The sequence below is a fragment of the Geomonas limicola genome (genome assembly GCF_014193675.1).
Classification (GTDB): domain Bacteria; phylum Desulfobacterota; class Desulfuromonadia; order Geobacterales; family Geobacteraceae; genus Geomonas; species Geomonas limicola.
This window is the reverse complement of the sequence record NZ_BLXZ01000005.1, coordinates 1-21,640: the sequence shown is the minus strand read 5'-3', so window position 1 is coordinate 21,640 and position 21,640 is coordinate 1. Positions and strand designations below refer to the sequence as shown.

The 21,640-nt window shown below is 63.1% G+C and carries 13 protein-coding genes; 3 read left to right on the top strand and 10 right to left on the bottom strand.

Annotated elements, in window-relative coordinates; translation table 11 throughout:
- The first annotated feature begins 89 nt into the window (after positions 1 to 89).
- A complete protein-coding gene (locus H7688_RS12775) occupies positions 90 to 587 on the top strand; it encodes a hypothetical protein (RefSeq protein ID WP_183361515.1) in 498 nt (165 codons plus the stop codon).
- Positions 588 to 669: 82 nt separating this feature from the next.
- Here the strand turns inward: H7688_RS12775 and H7688_RS12770 are convergent, their stop codons facing one another.
- Positions 670 to 1,185 (bottom strand): peptidylprolyl isomerase, encoded by a 516-nt coding sequence (locus H7688_RS12770; protein WP_183361514.1) that lies wholly within the window; start codon positions 1,183 to 1,185, stop codon positions 670 to 672.
- Between the two features lie 193 nt (positions 1,186 to 1,378).
- On the opposite strand from H7688_RS12770, the gene H7688_RS12765 reads away from it, so the two are divergent.
- Positions 1,379 to 2,005 carry a peroxiredoxin gene (locus H7688_RS12765; RefSeq protein ID WP_183361513.1) on the top strand — a complete coding sequence of 209 codons (627 nt, stop codon included), beginning with the start codon at positions 1,379 to 1,381 and terminating at the stop codon, positions 2,003 to 2,005.
- A gap of 174 nt (positions 2,006 to 2,179) precedes the next feature.
- On the opposite strand, the gene H7688_RS12760 is transcribed toward H7688_RS12765, so the two are convergent.
- Positions 2,180 to 4,216 carry an ATP-dependent helicase gene (locus H7688_RS12760; RefSeq protein WP_183361512.1) on the bottom strand — a complete coding sequence of 679 codons (2,037 nt, stop codon included), beginning with the start codon at positions 4,214 to 4,216 and terminating at the stop codon, positions 2,180 to 2,182.
- A 499-nt stretch (positions 4,217 to 4,715) separates the two neighbouring features.
- Between H7688_RS12760 and ligA the strand changes: the two genes are divergently transcribed.
- A complete protein-coding gene (gene ligA / locus H7688_RS12755; RefSeq protein WP_183361511.1) occupies positions 4,716 to 6,722 on the top strand; it encodes an NAD-dependent DNA ligase LigA in 2,007 nt (668 codons plus the stop codon).
- 41 nt (positions 6,723 to 6,763) lie between these two features.
- Here ligA and H7688_RS12750 read toward each other — a convergent pair whose 3' ends face one another.
- The 8 genes from H7688_RS12750 to H7688_RS12715 form a co-directional block, all read right to left on the bottom strand.
- The gene (locus H7688_RS12750) at positions 6,764 to 8,110 is read right to left on the bottom strand and encodes a glycosyltransferase family 4 protein (RefSeq protein WP_183361510.1); all 1,347 of its coding nucleotides are present in this window, start codon (positions 8,108 to 8,110) and stop codon (positions 6,764 to 6,766) included.
- Between the two features lie 246 nt (positions 8,111 to 8,356).
- Positions 8,357 to 11,227 (bottom strand): InlB B-repeat-containing protein, encoded by a 2,871-nt coding sequence (locus H7688_RS12745; RefSeq protein WP_183361509.1) that lies wholly within the window; start codon positions 11,225 to 11,227, stop codon positions 8,357 to 8,359.
- Positions 11,224 to 11,643 (bottom strand): hypothetical protein, encoded by a 420-nt coding sequence (locus H7688_RS12740; protein ID WP_183361508.1) that lies wholly within the window; start codon positions 11,641 to 11,643, stop codon positions 11,224 to 11,226. Before H7688_RS12740 ends, H7688_RS12745 begins: the two co-directional genes overlap by 4 nt.
- Before the next feature lie 508 nt (positions 11,644 to 12,151).
- Entirely contained in the window at positions 12,152 to 13,243 is a 1,092-nt protein-coding gene (locus H7688_RS12735) for a tetratricopeptide repeat protein (protein ID WP_183361507.1), read from the bottom strand.
- A gap of 23 nt (positions 13,244 to 13,266) precedes the next feature.
- On the bottom strand, positions 13,267 to 14,430 hold the full coding sequence (locus H7688_RS12730) for a beta-barrel domain-containing protein (protein WP_183361506.1): 1,164 nt from the start codon (positions 14,428 to 14,430) through the stop codon (positions 13,267 to 13,269).
- A gap of 54 nt (positions 14,431 to 14,484) precedes the next feature.
- Positions 14,485 to 16,551 carry an ATP-binding cassette domain-containing protein gene (locus H7688_RS12725; RefSeq protein ID WP_198424495.1) on the bottom strand — a complete coding sequence of 689 codons (2,067 nt, stop codon included), beginning with the start codon at positions 16,549 to 16,551 and terminating at the stop codon, positions 14,485 to 14,487.
- Entirely contained in the window at positions 16,548 to 17,786 is a 1,239-nt protein-coding gene (locus H7688_RS12720; RefSeq protein WP_183361505.1) for a TolC family protein, read from the bottom strand. Before H7688_RS12720 ends, H7688_RS12725 begins: the two co-directional genes overlap by 4 nt.
- Before the next feature lie 341 nt (positions 17,787 to 18,127).
- Positions 18,128 to 21,640, bottom strand: a 3,513-nt coding sequence (locus tag H7688_RS12715; RefSeq protein WP_183361504.1) for a beta strand repeat-containing protein, incomplete at its 5' end; no start/stop codon positions are given.

Genomic DNA, 21,640 nt, shown 5'->3' with positions numbered 1-21,640 from the left:
GCAACTCATTGTTCGCCAGCTAGAATTTCCGGGCGCGGTTGATCGACAGCTCTCCAGGATATGACGCGGCGGATGCGTAAGGAGGAAACATGAGGTTCCTGATTCTGATGGTGTTATTGGCTGCGAACCTACTTTCTGGCTGCGGCACAGGTTCCGGCGCCGGGGGCGTTATGGATGCCACGGTACCGCCTCGCAACCTGACCGTACAGCTGGCGACCCAGGCCGCGAATCCCGCGACGGTGTATTATTCCGCCGAACTAACCCTGCGGCTTCCGGCGGGGGTAACGGTGCAGGCGGCCGCGGATACCGGTGTCATCGCCGCCGACGTTTTCGTCGCCGCCGACCCGACGGCCTTGGCCGGCGCCCGTTTTGTGGCGGCCTCGACATCCAAACCGGCGACCGTCAAGGTGATCGTCGCCAACCCCACGGGCATGGTGGTCGGCCCGCTCGCCACCCTCACCTGCAGCACCGCTTCGACCACGCTTCCCGGCGCCAGCTCCTTTTCCCTCGAGGAGTTCGTGGTTAAAGATGCTTCGGGCATCCCGCTTGATACCGTCACACCGAAGCTTGCGGTGCAGCCCCTCTAGCTTCCCGGCAGATCGGACGCAAAAAAGCCCCACCGGTGACGATGGGGCTTTTTCTTTTTGATCCGGATAAGGCTGCAGTGCCCTATTCGGCGAGCTTGATCGAGGTGATGAAGATCGGTTCGGCCGGCACATCCTGGTGACCGGCCTTGTTACCGGTTTTCACCTCGCGGATGGCATCGACCACGTCCATACCTTCGAGAACCTGGCCGAACACGGCATAGCCGAAGCGGTCCGGGGTTTTGCCGGAGTGGTCGAGGAAGGCGTTGTCCACGACGTTGACGAAGAACTGCGAAGTGGCGCTGTCCACGACGGAGGTGCGAGCCATCGCGAGGGTGCCGCGCACGTTCTTGAGACCGTTGGTCGCCTCGTTCTTGATGGCGAATTTGGTCTTTTTGGGCTGCATGTTCTCATCCAGACCGCCGCCCTGGATCATGAAGTTCTTGATCACGCGGTGGAAGATGGTGCCGTCATAGTAGCCGTCCTTGACGTAAGACAGGAAGTTACGCACCGAGATGGGAGCCTTGTCCTTGAACAGTTCGATTTTTACCGTTCCCATCGAGGTTTCCATGACCACCTGGGGATTTTTTTCTTCGCTCATGTAGTGACGCTCCTTTTAGTAGAGTTATGTGTTCAGAGATTCATCCGGTATTTTTATCATACATACCCCCAGAGGTGAATAGTTTTTCCTCATTGAGTTGCATTTTGACGAGAGCCAAGGGTATTATTAGAGACCTGCAGGGCGCTCAGAGAAATCCTGAGTTCTCGATTCGTACCTTCCCGGAGGAAACATCATGAAACTTTCCGCGCTGCTTTTGCTCGCTGCCCTGATATTCCCGGCCGCGACCCCGGCCTTTGCCGCTCCTCCCGCCCCAGCCCACGTGGCCAAGGTCGGCGAACCGGCTCCGGGGTTTGTACTCGATGCCTGGGTTAGTCTCCAGAGTGGAAAAGAATTCAAGACGATAAACCTGGCCGATTACCACGGCAAGTGGGTAGTGCTCTTCTTCTACCCGATGGATTTCACCTTCGTCTGCCCGACCGAGATCCGCGGGTTCAACGCCGCCCTCGACAAGTTCATGGCACTGGATGCGGTGGTGCTGGGAGCCTCCACCGACAGCAAGTTCTCGCACCTCGCCTGGGTGCAGCGTGGCGACCTTGGTAACCTGCAGTTTCCGCTGCTCTCCGACCTGAAGAAGGAGACCGCCGCCAAATACGGCTGCCTCGATGAGAAAGAGGGGGTGGCGCTGCGCGGGCTCTATATCATCGACCCCGAGGGGATCCTCCAGTACCAGGTGGTGCACAACCTGGATGTGGGGCGCAGCATCGAGGAGACCCTGCGAGTCCTCGAGGCGCTGCAGACCGGCTCCCTCTGCCCCTTGGGTTGGCATCCGGGCGACAAGACGATTAAGAAAACCAATTGATAATCAAACCAATTGATAACTGACGATGGACAATCATCTCGAGGCAAGGCCTGACGACAGAGGCGCACAGAGGGAGACAGGGGAACGGCAAAAACTAGTCATGTTTTTGGTTGTACCCTGTGTTCCTCTGTGCGCCTCTGTGGTTCAAGCTTTTGATCCAGGCTAGCTCTACCTCTACCCCATCATCGCCCGCATCTTGGCGAAGAAACCTTCCGCGCTCTTCTCTGCTTCTTCCTCCGAAGTCTCCTGCACCACACCACTTTGGATCACGTTCAACACCCCCGGCGGGATCTCTTCCAAAAACCGGGACGGGATACGCTCCTGCAGCTTGCCGTACTTCTTGCGGAACAGGGTGCGGGTCATCACCAGCTGCTGGCGCGCCCGGGTGATCCCGACGTAGCAGAGCCGCCGCTCCTCGTCGATGGAATCGTCCTCGTAGATGGAGCGCTTGTGCGGCAGGATCTCGTCCTCCATTCCCACCAGGAAAACGAAGGGAAATTCGAGCCCCTTGCTGGAATGCAGCGACATGAGGGTCACCGCATCCTTGCCGTGATCCTTCTTGTCCTTCCCTGAGAAGCGGTCCTCGTCCATCAGCGAGACCTTTTCCATGAACCCGTTGAGCGTCGCGCCGGGGACCCGGTCCTCGTAGGCCGCCATCGAGTTGATCACCTGCTCGACGTTCTCCACCTTGCGCCGGGCCGCCTTCTGGTCGTCGATGGTCCGGTAGATCTCCGATTCGATCCCCAGGCTGTCGAAGAGACATTTTCCCTTCTCGGCAATGTTCCCCTCGCCGCGGAAACGCTCGGATGCGTCGACCAACAGGTCGTGGAAGCCAAGCACCTTGTCCCTGATCGGCTCGGTAACCCCCTCGATCTCCCCTACCCTTCCCAGCGCCTCGAAAAGCGGCACCTCGTGTTCCAGGGACCACTGGTTGATCCGGATCACCGTGTGGTCGCCGATGCCGCGCTTGGGGAAATTGATGATGCGCAGCAGTGCCACCTCGTCCAACGGGTTCGCGATCACCCTCAGGTAGGAGATGGTGTCCTTCACCTCCTTGCGCTCGAAGAACTGGGTCCCCCCCACCAGCACGTAGGGGATGTCCTCGAAGCGGAGTTGCTCCTCGAACGCGCGGCTTTGCGCGTTGGTGCGGTAGAGGATGGCGAAGTCGCTGTAGGGGGTGTCTTTTTTGAAGCGCTCGAGCTGGATGCGCTCCACCACCGAGGTCGCTTCCTCCTCGTCGTCCTGCACGATGCACAGGTCGATGAGCGGCCCGGTCCCGGTGGCGGTCCAGAGCTTCTTGGCCTTTCTCACCTTGTTGTTGCTGATGACACTGTTGGCCGCGTCCAGGATGTTGCCGGTCGAACGGTAGTTCTGCTCCAGCTTTATGGTGCGGCACCCCTTGAAATCCTTCTCGAAGTCGAGGATGTTGCCGACGTCGGCGCCGCGCCAGCCGTAGATGGACTGGTCGTCGTCGCCCACCACGCAGAGGTTGCCGCAGCCGGCCGCCAGGTGGTTCACCAGCAGGTACTGCGAGGAGTTGGTGTCCTGGTACTCGTCAACCATGAGGTAGCTGAAGCGGTCCTGCCAGTGCTTGAGCACCTTGGGGTGGTGCTGCAGGAGTTCGGCGGTCAGCATGATGATGTCGTCGAAATCGATGGCGTTGTAGGCCTTCAAGGCCGACTGGTAGCGCGGGTAGACGAGCGCCGCCATCATGTCCACGTCGTCGGTAGGGTTCGGCGTGAAGCGGTCCGGCGGGATCAGCTTGTTTTTCGCCCCCGAGATGCGCCAGATGATCTGCTCGGCATCGTACTTCTTGTTGTCCGAGTTCACCTCGCGCACGATCTGGCGCACCAGTCCCACCTGGTCGGCGGTCGAGTAGATGGAGAAGTTCTTCTTGTAGCCCAGGCACTCGATGTCGCGCTTGAGGACCCGGACCCCCAGCGAGTGGAAGGTGGAGAGCACGATCCCCTTGCAGTTCTTGCGTCCCACCAGGTGTTCGACGCGCTCCTTCATCTCTTTGGCGGCCTTGTTGGTGAAAGTGACCGCAAGGATGCGGTCCGGCGGCACCTTTTTGTTCAGGATGAGGTGGGCGATCCGGTAGGTGATGACGCCGGTCTTGCCGGAGCCGGCACCGGCCAGGACCAAAAGCGGCCCCTCGGTGTGCTTGACGGCGGCAAGTTGTTCGGGGTTCAAACGGGAAAGGTCAAGCATGCAAACCTCTTGATAGTGCGTCCTTTTTTGCTGCAGAACTTGAACGCAGGCCAAAAAAGAGCCGCCGGTCGGGAAGACGGCGGCCCGTAATAGTTACCAGAACCGCCGTGGCAAATCAAGCCGCTATATCCATGCCAGTTTCCTTCTGGTTGGGCATATGCTATACAGAGTGATTTTGAAACAAGCTTTAACCACTGAGGCGCACAGAGGCACCCAGAGGAAAGGCTTAGAGAGTTGCATGACGCTCTGGGGTCGAGCGCTACCGCAAACTGGGACGCTAAAGCGTCCTCATTTCCAGGCAGGAACGTAAAAACGAGCAAAAGCAGGAAGCCCGGATGACTGCGACCAGCGATGGAGCACCGGATTTTGATTCCGGCATTCCTGAGTTCGATCCGGTCCTCCCCTGTGATCCTCTGCGCACCTCTGTGGTTCGAACTTTTGCCGTAGTTATCGCACCTCTCAAACTTCCGCATTTTAAATATCTGAAGGAGTTTCACCTATGGACCAGCAGCAAGCAGCTCAACGCATCGGCTTTCTTGCCAAAGAGATCGAGCGGCACAACCGGCTCTACTACGAAAAGGACATGCCGGAGATTACCGACGCCGAGTACGACGCGCTCTTCAAGGAGCTGCTGGATCTGGAGACGACCTTCCCCGAGCTGGCCCAGCCGGACTCGCCGACCCACCGGGTGGGGGGCAAACCGCTCGCCAAGTTCTCCCAGGTGCGCCATTCCACGCCGATGCTCTCGCTGGAAAACGGCTTCACCGAAGAGGACATCCGTGACTTCGACGAGCGGGTGAAACGCTTCCTCGGTCTCGCCTCCGACGCTCCGGTAGCCTACATGTGCGAACCGAAGATGGACGGCCTCGCGGTGGAACTGGTGTACCGGAGTGGCCTCTTCGAGATAGGCTCCACCCGCGGAGACGGTCTGGTCGGCGAGGAGATCACCGAGAACCTCAAAACCATCAAGGACATCCCCCTGCGCCTGCGCGCGAGCGAACCGCCCGAACTCTTCACGGTGCGCGGCGAGGTCTACCTGCCGCTCGCCCCCTTCCGGAAGTTCAACAAGGAGCGCGAAGAGGAGGGGCTCCCGGTCTTCGCCAATCCGAGAAACGCCGCCGCCGGCTCCCTGCGCCAGCTCGACTCGCGCATCACCGCGAAACGCCCGCTGACCATCTTCTGCTACGCCCAGGGCGAGACCCAGGGGATTTCCTTCGCCTCGCAGAGCGACTTCCTCGCCAGGATCCCGGAATGGGGGCTGCCGGTCAACGAGCTGGCCCGCGTGGTGCCGGGGATCGAGGAGGTGCTCGCCTACTACCAGGGGATGATGGAGCGCCGTGACGAACTCCCGTACGAGATCGACGGGGTGGTGATCAAGGTGGATTCTTACGAGCTGCAGCGCGACCTGGGCGAGAAGAGCCGCTCGCCGCGCTGGGCCATCGCCTGGAAATTCCCGCCGCGCCAGGCAACCACCGTGGTCGAGGACATCGTGCCGCAGGTCGGCCGCACCGGGGTGATCACGCCGGTCGCCCACCTGAAACCGGTAGAGGTCTCCGGCGTCATGGTCGCCCGCGCCACCTTGCACAACTGGGAAGAGATGCAGAGAAAGGACATCCGCAAGGGCGATACCGTGGTGGTGGAGCGCGCCGGCGACGTAATCCCGGCGGTCGTGAAGGTCATCACCGTCGAGGGGGCCGAGCGCCAGGAGCCGCTGCCCATCCCTGCGTCCTGCCCTGAGTGCGGGGGCGAGGTGGTGCAGGTGCCGGGCGAGGTGGCGGTGCGCTGCGTGGGGCTCGCCTGCCCCGCCCAGATCCGGGAGTCGCTGAAGCACTTCGCCTCGCGCCGGGCCATGGACATCGAGGGACTTGGCGAGAAGTTCGTCGAGCAGCTCTTGAGCCTGCAGCTGGTTAAGGACGTGGCGGACATCTACACCCTCACCAAGGAAGATTTCATGCAGTTCGAGCGCATGGGGGACAAACTCTCCGAGAACCTGTTGACCGCCATCGAGAACAGCAAGACCCGCGAGCTCTCCCGCTTCATCTTTGCGCTCGGGATCCGCAACGTGGGCGAGCACACCGCGAAGCTGCTGGCGAACGCCTTCGGCAGCGTCGAAAACCTGGCCCAGGCGACCGAGGAGGAACTCACCTCGATCCGGGAGGTCGGCCCCCAGGTGGCCGAGAGCATCACCGACTTCTTCAAAAACCAGGAGAACCAGGAGATCATCCGGCGGCTTTTGAACGCCGGGGTCACCCCGTCAGTGGAGGAGAAGCGCCTGGGCGGCAGGTTCACCGGCAAGACCTTCGTCTTTACCGGCACGCTGACCCGATTCACACGAGATGATGCGAAGAAGATCGTCGAGCTGGAAGGGGGGCACGCCGCGGGGAGCGTTTCCAAGAAGACCGATTACGTGGTGGCGGGGAGCGAAGCGGGGAGTAAGCTCGAGAAGGCCCGGCAGCTGGGGGTGCCGGTCCTTACTGAAGACGAGTTCCTGGAATTGGTAAAGTAGCGCGGCTCTTCCAGGGTAACGGGAGCGCCGCGTCGTTGGCGCTAGCTGACCAGGTGCGCACGCAGGAAGTAGTGCTTCAGGATGGCGATCAGCCACTGCCGAATGCTCGAACCGCCCGTGCTGTGGGGATGGCTGCCGGCGAGCTTACCGACATCGTCGTCGGCCAGCGGCTCCCCCACCCGGGGCCCTTCCTCCCGGCTCTCCAGTACCCGGAAATAAAAGGCCTCGAGGTCCGCACCCAGCTTGCGCCAGTCGTACAGGTTCACCGCGACCAGGCGCGCCTGCTCGCCCAGCCGGGCCGCCAGGTTCGGGTTGTGCAACAGGTGCAGGATCTTCGCGGCGAAATCCTCCGCGTCCCAATCGGCCAAAAGCCCCACCTGCTCCTTCTCGAAGAGACTCTTGATGTCTCCCACCGGGTTGGCCACCGTCGGTCTCCCCAGGCTTAGGTACTCGCACATCTTGTTGGGCCAGCGCCCCCAGTTGTAGGGGCGGTCAGCCATCGGAAGCAGGAACAGGTCCGCGCACCCCAAGTACCAGGGGAGCGCCTCCAGCGAAACGTAGCCGGTGAAATGCACCTGCGCCTCCACTTCGAACTCCCGCACCATTTCGCGCACCGCCTTGCGGGCTTTGCCCGTAATCACCAGCATCACATCCGGATATTCCGCGGCTACCCGCTTCAGCGCCTTGAGCACGATCTCCAGATCGAAGTGCGAGGTCGAGGAGCTGAACCCGAGGATCTTCGCCCCCATGGGGAACCCCATGCGCAGCCGACACTCCTGCTTGGAGCGCGCCTTGAACCAGTCGGGGAAGGTGCCTCCCGGGATATGGCAGACCTGCTCGGGAAGCAGTCCCAGCCCGCTGGCGCGGTCGGCCAGTGCGGTCGAGATCACGGTGAGGCCGTCTGCCTTGGGACGGAAGGCCTCCTCGTAGTAGGTCTCCAGTCCGCCGAAGATGGTCCGGTACCAGCCGGGCCGGTTGATCTCGATGAGCCCTCCCCTGCCGAACCAGTCGTTCCAGTCTGTGATCCAGGGGAGGTTGTGCTTGCGCACGAAGTACAGCGCCGGGTAGATGGTCGCGGGCCGCGTTTCGAAGCAGTGCACCAGGTCGTAGCGCTCCTTCTCCCGGCTTAAGAAGTAAATCCGGTTCAGGGTGTTCCAGGGATCCCAACCGGTGCGCATCCGTCCCCAGAGCAGATCCGGAATCTCCACCGCACGCACACCGTCCCAGTCGAAGGTCCTGATCCCGAAGCGGTCGTTCACCGAATGCAGCAGCAGCGTGACGCGGTGCCCGCGCCGCACCAGCTGCGCGGCCAGCGCATGGGGCCGCGCGTAGGCATCCAACCGGTTGCGGTGGCAGATCATCAGGATGTTCAGGCTGCGTCGTGTCATGGTTCCCTCCAGCAAACCTCGTGAAGTGCGGGCGAGGTTCTGCCCCTCCAGCACCCGTTAAGTTTATAGACTCTAATCTTTCCGTCAATGGCACCACCAGCTCCCCACCCTTACGCGGCACACCCCGGACCCGGCTCCCCCCAGAGAGGTTCCGCCTGAACGGATCGTCCCCCTCCGCCCCGGAACGCACAAAGGCCCGCCCTTCGGGAAGGGCGAGCCCTGGTGGTCCTTTTCAGTTGCTGAGGGTTACGGGTTAACGGCGAAATGAGCGGTGATGTTCTGGCTTGCCGCTGCGTTTTTGACCCGTAGCGGGTTCTCGGTGCTGGTGAGGAAACCGTTGTCGCCGGTCCAGTTGACGAAGTGGTAGCCGGCACTGGGAACGGCAGTGATGGGATCGCTCCAGCCGCCCGGCCAGAGGATCTCCGGAGTGGTCCCGTTGATGCTGCCGCCCGGACCCGCGCTGAAGGTGAGCGTATAGGTGGACTGGTCGGCTGCAAAGTTGGCGCGGATGTTCTGGCTTGCCGAGGCGTTTTTCACCCGCAGCGGATTCTCGGTGCTGGCGACGAAGCCGTTGTCGCCGGTCCAGTTGAGGAAGTGGTAGCCCGCATTGGGAATGGCGGTAATCGGGTCGCTCCAGCCGCCCGGCCAGAGGATTTCCGGGCTCACGCCGTTAATGCTGCCGCCGGCCCCGGCGCTGAAGGTGAGTGTGTAGGTGGTCTGGTCAGCGGCAAAACTGGCGGTGACCGTGAGGTCTCCGCGTACGTTAGTATCGGTGCGCGAGGCGCTGGTCAGGCCGTCACTCCAGGAGACGAAGTGGTAGCCCCAGTTGGCGATGGCGTTAACCTGCGTTCCGCTCCCCCCGAGCGGCACCACCTGCGAAGCGGCACCGCTGAGGCTGCCGTTGGGGCCGGCGCTGTAGCTTAACCGCGCCGTCGATACCACGGGGGCGAAGTTGGCGGTGATGGTCTGCGTGGCGGAGGCGTACCTCAGCTGCAGCGGGTTTTCCGAGGTCGTAAGGAAGCCGTTGTCCCCAGTCCAGTTGACGAAACGGTAGCCGGCATTCGGGACCGCGGTGATGGGGTCGCTCCACCCGCCCGGCCAGAGGATTTCCGGTGAGGTTCCCTGGACCGATCCGTTGGGGCCGGCCAGGAAGGTGAGTGTGTAGGTAAGCGGTCCCGCGGTAAAGGTTGCCGTGACGTTCAGGTCGGATCTCACGTTGGTATCGGTGCGGGAGGCACTGGTCACCCCGTCACTCCAGGATCCGAAGTGGTAGCCGGATGCGGGCACGGCGCTAACTGGGCTCCCGCTCCCCCCCTCGGCTACCGTCTGCTGGCTTTCGCCCGAGATGCTCCCTCCGGGGCCGGCACTGTAGCTTAGGCTGTAGGTCTGCGCGCTGCCATAGCCTTCAAATACCTGGACCCGATTGTTGTTGGGGTCGACCACGTAGACCCTGGTCCCCCGCCGGTCGCAGGACAGGGTGCCCACCCGGTCGAACTGGCCCGGTCCGTTACCAAAGGCACCCAGTTGCGCCACCAATCCTCCGGTGTTGCTGAAGACCTGGACCCGCGAACCGTCGGCCACGTAGACATTGCCACTGGTGTCGGCGGCAATGGCGTCCGGACGGGAAAACTGTCCCGGCGCCGAACCGGTGCTGCCCCAGAGGGTAACGAAGTTGCCGAGGCTGTCGAATTTCTGCACCCGGTCGTTGTAGGTATCGCTTATATAGAGAAAGCCGTTACGGTCGCTGGCAATACCGTAAGCAAACTGGAGCCTCCCCGGCGCCGAACCTGATTGATCGGGCCAGGTCTTCAGGTGGTTCCCCGAGCTGTCGAACTGCTCCACCAGGCCAAAATGGGTATCGAGCACGTAGATGTTGCCGGCGTCATCCGCAGCAATGCTGTCCGGTTGGATCAGGAGCACCGTTGGCGGTCTGCCGAAATCCAGCAGGAAGGTCCCGTTATTGTCGAGTTTCACCAGGGGAATGAACCCCGCCAGGTAAAGGTTGTCGCTGGCGTCAAAGGCCATGTTGACCGCCTCCGGGTAGCTCCAGCCGGCCATGAACTGCCCCGATGGCGCGAACACCTGGATCCGATTGCCGAAATCCGAGACGTACAGGTTGCCCAGCCTATCGACGGCGGCACCCTGCGGGTTCCCGAGCTTGCCGGGGTCGAGGCTCCCGGTCTGGGAGAGATAGCTACCGGCGTTAGTAAAGATCTGCAGCCTCCGGTTGCCGTAGTCGTTCACATAGAAGTTCCCGGCTCCGTCCACCCCGTTTCGGCCGGGGAAGTTAAGCTGGCCGTTACCGATCCCTAGGCTGCCGAACTGCATCAGGAAGTTACCGGAGCTGTCGAACTTCTGGACCCGGTTGTTGCCGGCATCGCTGACAAACAGGTTCCCTTGGCTATCGACCGATATCCCCGAAGGGTTGTTGAACTCCCCGGGTCCGGAACCGTGGTTCCCCACGCGGAACAGGAAGGTCCCCGTACTGGTGAATTTCTGGAACCTGTCTATTTGGAGCAGGTAGACATTGCCGCTGCCATCGACTGCCAGGTCCTGGGGGCCATTGATTTGGCCGTCGGCGTCGCCCTGAGTCCCCCACCGGGCCAGGAAGTGTCCGGAACTGTCGAACTTCTGGACCCGCGAACCGGAATATTCAGCAACATACACGATTTGGTTGCGGTCGACGGCCATCGCTATAGGCGCGTTGAACTGCCCGTCGCCTTGCCCGTAGCTCCCCCACTGGGTGAGGTAGTTGCCTGACGAGTCGAACTTCTGGATCCGGTTGTTGCCTTGGTCCACCACGTAGACGTTGCCGTAGCTATCCAGTGCGACATCCATGGGGTGCTGGAACTGGCCATTGCCGGTACCGAAGCTCCCCCACTGGGCGAGTACGTTTCCGGCGCTGTCCGCCTTGATGACTGAGCTGTCGGTGAGCAGGTAACGGATGGTGCCGGAGCTGTCCACCGTCTGAAAAAATGCCCGCGCGTAGACCGTAGGTTCACCGATGCTGAAAAGGAAGTCGCCCGGCGCGGCCTGAGCCGCAGTCGCGAATCCCACCAGAACCAGGAGAAGCTGGACCAGCGCTGTGATGGCTTTGCTGATGGCATGGTGTCTCATTTCTCACCTCCCGGGAAGCTGGTAACTGGAAAGGCGTGCTCGGTTCCGTCTTCGTCGAGGTAGCTGCCGGTGAAACGGAGGGGCAGCAGCGCAACCTGTTTGGCACCGGATACCGGGTGCGCCTGGAGCGTGAGGGAAAGGGTTCTTTTCTGGCGAGGTTCCAGGGTCCCGACCTGGACCGCGGCTTCTCCCCCGGTAACCGGCGCCATCGGCACAACCGAAAGGCTCACATCTTTAAGGGTCGCATTGCCAGGATTGGTTACCTGCAAGGCAATCTGGACTGTTGCTGCGGTGTCCCCGGCACTCCACCCGGTGACCGCGTGGCTTGCGGCAACCGGCACTCCCTGGGCCACAGCCAGGACAGCGGGAAGCATCAGGGCCGCCAACGTGAAGATTCTGGCTAGCACGGTTCTCATCACATAACTCTCCTTTTGCAGCTCTTTTTTTGGCTGTCTCTCCCGAACTTACGACCCCGCCCGGTCCCTCCCGGTTACCATCGATGCAGCACAGAGCATGTTGAGATCCTCGATCCCGTGCACCTCCTTTACGATTTCCGCAGCCTTCCCGCAGGTGAGGTCATTCCAGGAAAAAGCGCAGCATTAAATTAATGCTTACAAATTTGATACCGATTAATCTCTAACAATAAGATCACCTAGATGCCTGATATTACATTGACTAATCGACTCTCAGCCATTTCGGGAGGCACGGCGGCAGGTGATCATGAGCTGCACAGCAGAAAACCGCAGAGGAAGAGCAAAAGCTGTGCTGCCAGGGGCGGTACCCGTCGGGTGGAGTGCTTGGGGCAGGTGCAACCTTTGAACAGGGGGGCCAGCTCTAGAGCTGTCGAGACGAGGTTCGAAGGAAAACGAAAAAAAGCCACCCCCGGGCAGGGGGTGGCTTTCGTCTGTATCTAGCGGGTGATAACTAGCGGTTGGCGCTGGCGAGCTCGATGCGCTTGAGCATCCCCTTGGCCTTGGCGTCGCCCTGGGAAGCGGCCTTTTTGTACCAGAGGGCAGCCTCTTTCAGGTCCTTGCTGCCCGCCTCACCGCTGAAGTACAGCCAGCCCAGCGCGACCTGGGCCTTCAGGTTGCCGGCCTGCGCGGCCTTTTTATACCAGACCACCGCTTCCTGCTTGTCCTGCGGCACCTCTTTGCCGGAGCTGTAGCACCAGCCGAGGTAGAGCTGCGCCTCGACGTCGCCGGCCTCGGCGGCCTTGCGCTTCCTGGCGAGCGGGCTCGTTTCGGCAACGGGTGCACTGGCAACCGCTTTCGGCGCGCTAACTGCGGCCGGTTTCGGTGCGGGGGGGAGTGCCGGTTTGGCCACCGGCTGGGGCGCCGGAGCTGCCGCGGGCTTTGCCGCAGGGACCGGTTCCGCCTTCTGAGCCATCATGCTGCCGAAGCGCAATTCAGGCATGTCGTCCGCCTCGGCTGCGGCAGGGGCGGCGACCGGAGCCGTAGGCGCAGCTACCTTGGCGACCGTGACCGGCGCAGGGGCCGGTTTTGCAGGGGTCGGTACCGGGGCCGCGCTTACCGTGGCTATCGGCACCACGGCGGCCGGCTGGGGTGCAGGCTTCGCCACAGCCGGGGCAGGCAGGGTGCGCAGGGAGTCCAGGCGCCTGAAGTTCTCCAGGGCCTTGGCGTCGCCGTTCTCGGAAGCTTTTCCGTACCAGACCAGCGCCTTGGCGAGGTCGCGGTCGGTACCCTGGCCGGTTTCGTAGGCCTTGCCCAGGCTGAACTGCGCCGGGGCGACCCCACCCTCCGCGGCCTTCTTCAGCCAGGGGAGCGCCTGCTCCGGATTGCGGCTCACCCCCTCCCCTGCCTGGAGCATGCAGGCCACCGTGCTCTGGGCCCGGGCGTCACCCGCCTTGGCCAGCGCCAGGTACTCCTGGTAGGCGGTGACGAAATCGCCGCTTTGGTAGGCCTTGACTGCAGCGGCGTAGTCGGCGTGGCCGACTGCCGGGACCAGGCCGACCAGCGCCAGGGCGGCGAGCGTCAGCAACGTTTTCTGCGGGTTCATATCATCCCTCCTGTCATCGGCATTTATCTTTCACCCAACGATTCGTTCAGCGTCTTGGACAGCGGCTTGGTGAGGTAGTTCCAGACCGTCTTGTTGCCGGTCTTGATCTCCACCGAAGCCGTCATCCCCGGCTGGATCTTGATGGTCTCGGCCGCCTTCCCCAGGTAGTTCTTCCCGGTCGCCCGGACCCGCACCTTGAAGTACGGCTTGTCGTTGGGGGTGCGCACTTCGTCGCTCACCGTGTCGGCGCTGATGTAGGTCACCACCCCCGAGAGTGAACCGTAGATCGAATAGTCGTAGGCGTCCATCTTGATGGTGGCGGGGAGCCCCGGCTTCACGAAGGCGACGTCGGCGGTCTGCACCTTCACCTCGAACTCCAGCTTGTCGTCGCTGGGGACGATCTGCATGATCTCCTCGCCGGGGCGCGCCACCCCGCCGCGGGTGGTGATGCGGATGTTGCGGACCACCCCGTCCATGGGAGCCTCGATCACCGTGTTCACGTACAGGTCCTTGCGCTGGGTCAAAACCTGCTGCACGGACTCGAGGTCGTCGGTCGCCTTGGAGAGCTCGGCCTGGGAGTCCTGCAGGTACTTGTTGCGGATGCTGGAGATCTTCCCTTCGATCTCCACCACGTTGCGCTGCAGCCTCAACACCTCGGCCTTGCTGACGTCGCCGGTCTTTAACAGCGGCAGGTTCATGGCGAGCTCGTCCTTGGCCAGTTCCCGGGACTTATCCAGGGTGGCGAGGTCGTCTCGGATGGCAGCCTGGCGCTTGCGGAACAGGGTCTCGTTGTTGGTGATCAGTTCAGGATAGGCGCGCAGCTCCTTGGGAAACTGGGGCTCGCGCCCGGCGATCTCGGCGTTCAAGCGCGCGATGGTCGCCTTGAGGGAAGCGGTCTTCGCCAGGGTCTCCAGGTAGGAGGTCTGGGTCTTCACCTGCTCGAAGATCACCAGCTTCTGCCCGCGGCGCACCGTGTCGCCTTCCTTCACCAGGATGTCCTTGATGGTGCCGCCGTCGGCCGCCTGGATCACCTGGTTGTGGGCACTCGTGATGACCGATCCCGGCGCCCGGATGATGATGTCGATCTTGGCCCAGGCCGACCAGGCGCAGAAGGTGGCGATCACCACGGCACTCGTGATGAAGAGGATCTTTCCTGAGGGTTTTGCGGCGCGTCGTTGGTCTTTCATATCGGTATAACCTTTCCTCGCTGGTACTCGTTGTGTTCCGGTTTCCGCCCTGCCCTACCCCTGCCCGGAGAGCCGGGAGAGCACCGCGTCGCGCGGGCCGTCCATGTAGAGTTTCCCCCCTTTCATCACCAGGAGGCGATCCAGGAGCGGCAAGAGCGCGCTCTTGTGGGTGGCCACCAGGAGCGTCGCCCCTTGCGAGACCACCTCTTTCAGGGTGGCGACCAGGAGCGCCTCGGTGCCGGCGTCCATGGATGCCGTCGGTTCGTCGAGGAGGATGATCTGCGGCTTGGCGAGGAGCATCCGGGTGAGCCCTATCGCCTGGCGCTGCCCGCCGGAGATCCCCCGTCCCCCTTCGGAGATGGGGAGCGCGAGCCCCTTGGGATGCTGGCGCACCAGCTCGAAGAGCCCGGTCTTCTTGGCCGCCTCGAGGATAGCCTCGTCGCCCGGATCGGGCAGCCCCTGCAGCACGTTGTCGCGCAAGGTGCCGCTCATCAGGTGGATGTCCTGGGGCAGGTAGAAGATCGCCTGGCGCAAGACCCGCGGCGAGATGAGCGAGATGTCCATGCCGTCCAGCAAAACGCGCCCCGCGGCCGGCCGGTAGAGTCCCGAGGCTAGTTTTAAGAGGGTACTCTTGCCGCTGCCGATCGATCCGATGATCCCGACCCGCTCGCCCGGCCTGATGTCCAGGTTGGCCACTTCGAGGGCGGAAATCTCCCGGTCGTACCGGAACACCGCCTGTTCGACCCTGAGCTGCCCCTCCAGGTGCCCCGGGATGAGCGCATGGGCCCGGTCGTCCAGTTCGTTGGGGAGGCTCAAGAGCTGGTCCAGCCCCTGGATGGCGGATTTCGCGTGCCCCCAGCGCATCATGAAGCCGGGGAGCTGCCCCAGGGGAGACAGGATGCGCCCCGAGATGATGCTGCAGGCGATGAGCGCCCCCATGGTCATCTGGTGCAGGGTGACCAGGTAGGCACCGAAGCAGACCAGCGCCACGTAGGCCATCTGGGAGAGGAAGCTCACGATGTTGCCGGGGAGCACCGAGTAGCGTTTAAGTTTGTCGTCCACCTCGGCCGCCTCGTTCCCCAGGGCGTTCCAGCGGCTCTGCAGCTCGAACTCGGCGCCGTTCGCCTTGACCATCTCGATGGAGTCGATCGACTCGACCAAAAGCCCCACCTTGCGGTTACTCTGCCCCTGGTTCAGCTGGGTGTACTTCTTGATCTTCCAGAGAAAGAGGATCCCGGAGAGTGCGGAGATGAAGAAGAAGATGAGCGGTACCACGGCAACCAGGCCGCCAATGAGGTAGATGATGTAGATGAAGAAGAAGGCGAAGGGGATGTCGGCCAACAGGAACAGCGAGGCAGAACTCATCACGCCGCGCACCAGCTCGAGACCCTTGATCTGCGAGGAGAGCGTCCCCACCGACTTGGGGCGGAAGCTTAGGTGGATCCCCAGCGCGCGCTCGAAGAACCACTCCGAGAGCTCCTGGTCGATGAGCGTCGAGGTCTTGTCCAGGATGGTGCCGCGCACCTGGGTGAGCACCACGTTGAAGAGCGTGGCGAGCACCACCCCGGCGGTCAGGACGAAGAGCGTCTGGTAGCCGTTGTGCGGAATCACCCGGTCGTAGACCTGCAGGCTGTAGATCGAGGTGGCGATGGCCAGGAAGTTGATCAGGAAGGTGGCCAGGAGTGCCTCGGCGAAGACGCTGCGGTACTTGCCGACCGTCTGCCAGATGACGTCTAGCGAGCGGGTCGTGCTTCCCGCCACCACCTCACGGGCCGGGATGCTCAGGCACTGCGCGGCGGCCGCGTCGATGGAGACCTTGCCCCCCGCCGAAGCCTGCGCGAGCCAGCTGCCGTCCGGGTTGCGCGAGACAGCGACGCACCAGCCGTGCTGCGGATCGCGGGCCAGAAACGGGCAGTCCGGGGCGTCGGGGTTCTCCAGGGGTTTCGGGAGCCCGTCCAGGCGCCCCGCCTTCCAGACCCGCTGCACCAGGGAGGCCAATTCTTCCTGTTCACCCGCCCGGTCGATCTCCTTGGCCATGTCGTTCAGGCAGGCGCGCGGGACCGCCTGGCCCACCAGCATGGCGGAATGTTCGATGATGGGAATCAAGGTCGAGTCGCTCATTTTTTCACTTCCAGTCTCAGGTTGTCGGTGTACAGCGCCAGTTTCAGGGTGGTGACCGCCAGTTGGGCCCGGGCGTCGACGACGCTCAGCTCCGACTGGGTTGCCTCGCGCACCGCGTTAAGAACGTCGAGCCAGGCCTTGCGGCCGATGATGTACTGCCGTTTGTAGGATTCCGCCACATCCTGGGCGCTCGTGCGGGCCCGGTTGGCGTACTCGAGCTGGTTGCGCGCGGCCTCGCGGTCGTTCCAGGCGTTGGAGATCACCCGCTCCAGGTCGCGCATAGTCGCCTCGCGCTCCTGGCGGGCCGCCCGGGTGCGCGCCTCGGCCGAGGCCACCCCCGTGAAGGCGGAGAGCCCGGCGCCCGGCTGGGCCTGGACCACCGCCATGATCCGGTTGTCGCTGGTAGCCCCGTAGATGCTCGCGTTGTTGTTGAAGCTCTTTTCGTAGCGCAGCGCCACCTGGGGCCAGAGCGCCGCCTTTTTTACCGTGACCTGGGCCTCGGCGGCGCGCTCCTCGAAGCTGAGTCGCGCCAGCGACGGGGAAACCGCCACCGCATCGTGCACCGCGAGGTCCCGGGTCGCGGGGACCGCTATCGAGGCGAGTTCAAGCGGGGTGGCTTCGGTCACGGAATGCCCGGAGAGCTGGGAAAGCGTGGTGAGGCTGCGGGACAGTGCCTGGTCGATGACCGAGAGGTCGTTCACCGCCTGGGAGAGCCGGGACAGGGAGAGCTGGTGGTCCACCTCGGGGCTGATCTCGGAGGCGACCCGGCGCTTGATGGTATCGTCCAAAAGCTGGTGCTGTTTCAGGTTCTGCCGGCTGATTACCCGGCGCTCCTGCTGGCGTACCGCGTCGACGTAGGCCTCGATGAGTTGGGAGACCACGTCGTACTGGGCCTCGCGGATCGCCTTGTCCGAGGCGTCGTACTGTGCCCGCGCCGCCTGGATGCCGCCGGTGATGCCGCCACCGGCCCAGAGCACCTGCTGCAGCCGGAACACCACGTTGTTGTTCCCCGAGCGGTCGGTGTTGGTCTCGATGCTGGGAGCGGGAAAACGCTGCCACTCGGCACTTTTCACGTCGGCTGCCGCAGCCTCGCGAGCCGACTCCCGGGAGAGCACGGTGGGGTAACTCGCCGAAGCGGCGCTCATCAGTTGCTCGAAGCTGTACCTTTCTGCCTGCGCCGCGGGGACGCAGATGGTGGAAGCGACCAGTCCTGCCAGTAATGCGGTTCGAAGCATTGTCACCTGTCCTGGGTGGATGTTGCGGGGAACCCGCCCGCCACTGTCCTCGTCCGACGAGGGCCTCGGCACGCGGGAAGAGTCAATTTTTTGAACCGGTGTCAAGTGGAAGAAATACTTTTGCGTGGTGTTTACGTTTCCTTGACACGATTTCTCTCAAAACGATCCGAAACGGTCTATCTGCCACGGTTCGCACTGAGTGTTTGCAATGGCTGTGCCTGTTAAGGCTTAAACTTTTCTTTCGTTTTGACTGCACCGACCGCACAAAAAAACGGTGTCGCACCGTTTCCCCCGGTACGACACCGCCATTGACAGTGTCACATTATCTTGTGCTTAACCTATTAGCCCAGATGGAAGGTATGACCGTCGCCCTGCAGGGTCACGGTGCTGTAGGTACCCGCCAGGGTGAGCGACTCGACCGCGTTGTGGGCGCTGTCGAAGTAGGTCAGCGTGTTCCCCACGAAGGACCACTGACCGGCCGAGGTGACCTCGCCCGCGGTGGAGACGTGGTGAGCGTCGTTCAAGAGGGTGCCCACGCCGGAGTCGAGCTGGATCACGTCATGGTCAGCACCGCTGAGGCCGGAGATGACCGAGCCGCCGTTTTGTGCGGCATCCAGGATGAAGGTTTCGGTTACGCCGTCGGTCGCGCCGATGGTGTGGTTGCCGGTGCCGCCCAGGTGGATGGTGGTGTCGCCGGAGTCGCCCAGGCTCACGAAGTAGTTGCCGTTGGCGGCTCCGCCCAGGACGATGGTGGAGTTGCCGCCGTAGTTGTGCAGGGCAAGGCCCGTGGTACCGGCATCGTTGAGGATCACGGTGTCGTCGCCTGCCAGGTGCGCCGAGCCAGCCAGGAAGTTGCTGAATTCGGTGGCGGTCAGGTGCAGCACGTTGTCCGAGGCGTCCACGGTGACAGCGTGCTGCACCAGGGACATGCTCGGGTCGGCGTCCAGACCGCTCTGGATATGCGCCGCGGTATCCAGGATGCTGTAGGTGAGGATGCCGGTAGTGTCGGCGGTGTGGATGGTGTTCATCTGCGCGATGGTTGCGGTGCCGTCCACTATTACATGGACCCCGTTGGTGACGTAGGTGCCGGCTCCGGCGTTGGTAGCCGCGTCGGCGGCCAGGTTGGCGGCCGTGTCCAGAACGGCTGCGGAGGTGACGACGGCGGCGTAGCCGTCGACGGTGGCGAGCTCGGCGACGGTCGCCGAGTCGGTGACATGGACGTTGTGGCCGGTGCTGTAGGCGGAGCCGACGTTGTCGGCCTGGATGTGGGCCAGGGTGTCGCTCACCGTGCTGGCGGTGACCGTGGCGGCGTAGACGTCGATCGCGGTCAGTTCGCCTACCGTGGCGGCATCGGTCACCGTGACATTGTGGCCGGTGGTATAGCCGGCACCGGTGTTGTCGGCCTGAATGTGGGCCAAGGTGTCGGTGACGCTCGAGGCGACCACGGTCCCGACGTTCGCCAGTGCGTCGAGGGTTGCCAGTTGGGCGATGCTTGCGGTGTCGGTCACGTTAACCGTGTGGCCGGCGGTGACGTAGGTACCCGCACCGGCGTTGGTTGCCGCGTCGGCGCTCAGGTTCGCCAGGGTGTCGCTGACCACGGTTGCTACCACCGAGCCCCCTGCCCCGTTCATGCCGTCCAGGATGGCAAGCTGGGTGAGGGTCGCCGCGTCGGTGACGGTGAGGTTGATGTTGTTGGTTACGTAGCCCCCCGTGTTAGCCATGAGGTGAGCCTCGGTGTCGGTGATGGCGCTGTAGGTGACCGTGCCGGCCGCGGCATCGATGTTGGTCAGCTGCTGGATGCTGGCAGGGTCCGTGACCGTCACGTTGTGGCCGACCGAGACGTAGGTTCCGGCCCCCGCGTTGGTTGCCGCATCGGCGGCCAGGTTGGCCGCGCTATCGGTTACCGTGGTGTAGGTCACGGTGCCGGCTGCCGCGTCGATGGCGGTCAGCTGCTGTACGCTCGCCGTGGTGCTGACGGTCACGTTGTGGCCAACGCTGACGTAGGTTCCCAACCCGCCGTTGGTGGCAGCGTCGGTGGCCAGGTGTGCCGCGGTATCGGTAACCGTGGTGTAGGTCACGGTACCGGCTGCCGCGTCGATCTCGGTGAGTTCCTGCACGCTCGCCGTGGTGTTGACGGTTACGTCGTGGCCCACCGAGACGTAGGTACCGGCCCCGGCGTTGGTGAGAGCGTCGCTTGACAGGTTAGCCGCGCTGTCGGTCACCGTGGTGTAGGTCACGGCACCGGCTGCCGCGTCAATGGCGGTGAGCTGCTGGACGGTCGCCGTGGTGTTGACGGTAACGTCATGGGTTGCGGTGACGTAGGTACCGGTACCGCCGTTGGTGGCGGCATCGGTGGCCAGGTTGGTGGCGGAATCGGTCACCGTGGTGTAGGTCACGGTGCCGGCTGCCGCGTCGATGGCTGCCAACTGGGCGAGGCTCGCGGTGGTGTTCACGGTGACGTCGTGGGTTGCCGTCACGAAAGTACCGGTACCGCCGTTGGTAGCGGCGTCTGCCGCCAGGTTGCTGGCGGAGTCGGTCACCGTGGTGTACGTCACGTTGTCGGCCGCCAGGTCGATGGCGGTGAGCTGGGCCACGTTTGCAGTACCGCTCAGGATCGCGTCATGGCCGGTACTTACGTAGGTGCCCGCTCCTGCGTTGGTCGCGGCGTCGGTCGCCAGGTTGGTGGCGGAGTCGGTCACCGTGGTGTAGGTCACGGTCCCTGCTGCCGCATCGATGGCGGTCAGCTGCGCGACGGTTGCGGTGTCGGTAAGGGTGACGTTGTGGCCGGCGATCACGTAGGTGCCTGCCCCGGCGTTGGTGGCGGCATCGGTCGCCAAGTGGGCTGCCGAATCGGTCAGTGTGGTGTAGGTAAGCGTGCCGGAGCCGTTGGCACCGTCGATTGCTGCGAGTTGAGCCACGGTGGCCGAATCGGTGACGGTCACGTTGGAGCCGGAGGCGATATGAACCGAAGCGACGCCGGCCGGGGTGAGGTTGGCCGCGGTATCGGAGAGGTTCATGGCGGTGACCAGGCCGGTGGTGTAACCCTCGAGAGCTACCAGGTCGGACAGGGCGACACCGTCGGTCACCGTGACGTTCACCGAACCGGTGACATAGAACCCGGCATCAGCACTGAGATGGGCCGAGGTATCGGTAATTGCACTGTAGTTGAGGGTTCCGCTGGTGTTGGCATCAATGCTGGCCAACTGGGCAATGGTGGCGGCGTCGGTGACCGTCACGCCGTGGCTGCCGGTTACGTAGGTGATGGCATCCGCGGTTCTGGTGCCGGCCGCATCGGCGAAGTCGGCAGCGATCCCAGTGATGCCGGCGTATGCAGTGATGCTGTTGGTTGTGGCGATGGTAGCAAGCTGCGCCAGGGTAGCGGCATCGTTCACCGTGACGGAGTAGGCATTACCGGTACCGTGCAGGCCGACCAGGTCGGCGGCATTGCCGCTCAGCGTTGCGGTTATGGTGCCGCTGGTGGCTAGGTCGATGCTGTTCAGGTCGGCCACGCTGGGGTTACCGGTGATGGTGATGTCCTCGGTACCGGATAGGGTGATGCCCGAAGCTCCGATCACCGTGAGGACATCTGCCGCCGAACCAGTGATTGCAGTGACCCCGCTGGCGTCGATGGTGAGCGTAGTCGCCGAGTCGATGATACCGAGCTCGCTGGCATTGGCGGTACCGGCAACGGTAACGGTGTAGGCATTGCCCGTGCCGTTGAGGCCTGCCAGGGTCGCTGCCGAGGTGTCGCTCAGGGTCGCGGTGATGACACCGTCGGTCACTGCCTGGATCCCGTTCGCCTGGGCCACGGTCACTGCGTCGGAGACAGTGACCGCCTCGTGGGTCGACAGGGT